Source organism: Carboxydothermus pertinax (assembly GCF_001950255.1).
In the GTDB taxonomy this organism is placed as follows: domain Bacteria; phylum Bacillota; class Z-2901; order Carboxydothermales; family Carboxydothermaceae; genus Carboxydothermus; species Carboxydothermus pertinax.
The window spans coordinates 1-2,408 of the sequence record NZ_BDJK01000071.1 but is presented as its reverse complement, the minus strand read 5'-3'; the positions used below and the strand labels follow the sequence as shown (position 1 = coordinate 2,408).

Below are 2,408 nucleotides of genomic sequence, written 5' to 3'. Positions count from 1 at the left end.
ATGTCCTTCCTGTGGTAAAACCGTCTCAATAATCCCTTCTTTCTTACTTCCGTATTTTCAGCATTCTGTAGCTACTATTTTGATAAAACTTAAGAATTATTTCCTTTATCGAAAAGTTATGGGTTATCGCCAGTTATTGGAGTTTTTTAGTCGAAGATTTAGGAAAAATCTAACCCGTATTGAGATGTTTTTCCGTGATTTTGGCTTTAGAGGCGTTTTTTCCTTTTAACCCAAAAGAAAAAGCCATAAAGTTGGTGGAAATGCTCCTGGCTTTGGGCAAAGCTCCCCTCCTGAGAAGGGGCATCGGACATTTCCCACTTAACTTTATGGCAAGTTAATTCTATCATTTTTTCTCCCTCCTGAAAACTATTTTTTGCTTCCACAAACCTTTTGCGTGGTATTCTTTTTCCTCCCGGGTTAAAATGTTTTCATGGATGGTTAACCGGTTAGCCTCCTTCTTAATTTCCCAAATTTGCTCTAAGGTTCATGAGGTGCCTTTTTATGGTCCTAAAGAGTTTACCCCTAAAACTCTGGCCGGCTGGCTTCTTTCTTATCGCCGGTTTGGTTTTGATGGACTTAAGCCCAAAGTTCGTTCGGATCGGGAAAAACATCGAGTGCTTTCCCGGGAGCAGGAAGAACATTTAGTGGTTTTACGCAAGGAACTAAGAGATTTACCTGCTTCGGTTTTTTACGAGCGTTTGGTTAATAGGGGTGAGATTTTACCTAAGGATGTTTCCTATGCTACGGTTTATAGGCTACTGAAAAAGTATGGTTTGGTCGGTAATAAGTCCCCTAAATTCCCTGAACGCAAAAGGTTTTCTTATGATACGGTTAATGTTCTCTGGCAGGGGGATATGTCTGTTGGTCCGTATATTGTCCAGAACGGTAAAAAAATGAAGACTTTTCTTTTTGCTTTCATTGATGATTGTTCAAGACTGGTTCCTTTTGCCCAGTTTTTCTTTTCGGAAAAGTTTGAGTCTCTACGAACTGTGTTCAAGGAAGCGTTAATCCGCAGGGGTATACCTAAGATGGTTTATGTAGATAACGGCAAAATTTATCGCTCGGATACTTTCCAAATTGCTTGTGCCAGTCTTGGTATAAGCCTTTGATGCCCCCAGTAAGGGAAAAATAGAACGGTTCTTTGGTACGGTTAAGACCCGCTTTTTCCCTTTGCTGAAAGAAAAACCGGTATCTTCTTTAGAGGAACTAAACCGCCGCTTCTGGCAGTGGTTGGAGGAAGATTACCACCGCAAGGTCCATGCTTCTCTTGGTATGACTCCTTTAGATGTTTATTTATCTCAGGTAAGTCAGGTGCGTTTGCTCAATGACCCCGCTTCCCTTGATCCGCTGTTTTTGAAACGGGAAATGCGTAAGGTGAAACATGATGGTACTATTTCCGTTAATAATAAGCTGTATGAAGTACCACCCCGGTTTATTGGCCAGAAAATTGAAGTCCGTTTTGATGAAGATGTGGTTTATGTTTATGAAAATGGCGTAGCAGTAGATAAAGCTGTACCGGTTAATTTCGCTGATAATGCTAAAGTAAAACGCAATCGCTCTCTTTCTTTTCAGGCTATGCTGGCGGGAAAGGAGGGGTAATCGGTGTATCGAGCTTTTTATTCTTTGACCAAAGCCCCTTTTACTAAGGAAATCAAAACCGCTGATTCTTTTCCTTCTGCTTCTTTTTCCGAAACGATGGCCAGACTTGAGTATCTAAAAAAGACTCGCGGCATAGGCCTTATTGCGGGGGAGCCTGGGGCTGGTAAAACTTTTGCTCTTCGAGCTTTTGCTGAAAGTCTCAATCCTTCTCTGTATAAGGTGGTTTATTTCCCCCTATCCACCGGTACGGTTATGGATTTCTACCGGGGGTTGGCTATAGCTCTGGGGGAAGAACCTAAGTTTCGCAAGGTGGATCTTTTTCATCAGATTCAATCTGCTGTGGTAAGGTTTTTTCGGGAAAGAAAGATTACTCCGGTTTTTATCTTAGACGAGATGCAGATGGCTAAAGATCTTTTTCTCTGTGATATAAATATTCTCTTTAACTTTAGCATGGATTCGGAAAATCCGTTTATCCTGGTTCTCTCTGGCCTTCCGCATCTCTTAGATAAGCTTACCTTAAACCAGAATAGGCCTCTTGCCCAAAGAATCGCCATGAGTTATAAAGTTGAGCCTTTAACCATGGAAGAGGTAGCAAGCTACATCCAGCATCATATGAAGCTTGCAGGAGCTAACCATAATATTTTTTCCGAGCCTGCCATCGAAGCTAATGCCTCTTTATCCCGAGGCTGGCCCCGGCTTATCAATAAACTCGCCACTCATTGCTTGCTTTATGGTTTCCAGGCTAAAAAGGAAATCATTGATGCCGAGGTGGTTAGGTTAGCGGCTTTGGATGCTGGTTTCTAATCTTG

At 41.9% G+C, this 2,408-nt stretch carries 2 protein-coding genes and 1 pseudogene; 2 read left to right on the top strand and 1 reads right to left on the bottom strand.

The window, feature by feature from the left end; translation table 11 throughout:
• Positions 1-206 precede the first annotated feature (206 nt).
• The gene (locus cpu_RS13725) at positions 207-347 is read right to left on the bottom strand and encodes a hypothetical protein (protein WP_159434020.1); all 141 of its coding nucleotides are present in this window, start codon (positions 345-347) and stop codon (positions 207-209) included.
• A gap of 117 nt (positions 348-464) precedes the next feature.
• On the opposite strand from cpu_RS13725, the pseudogene cpu_RS13015 reads away from it, so the two are divergent.
• Both cpu_RS13015 and cpu_RS13010 read left to right on the top strand, forming a co-directional pair.
• Positions 465-1,599, top strand: a pseudogene (locus tag cpu_RS13015) (transposase); the annotation flags it as partial.
• 3 nt (positions 1,600-1,602) lie between these two features.
• The gene (locus cpu_RS13010) at positions 1,603-2,403 is read left to right on the top strand and encodes an ExeA family protein (protein ID WP_075860409.1); all 801 of its coding nucleotides are present in this window, start codon (positions 1,603-1,605) and stop codon (positions 2,401-2,403) included.
• Positions 2,404-2,408: the final 5 nt, after the last annotated feature.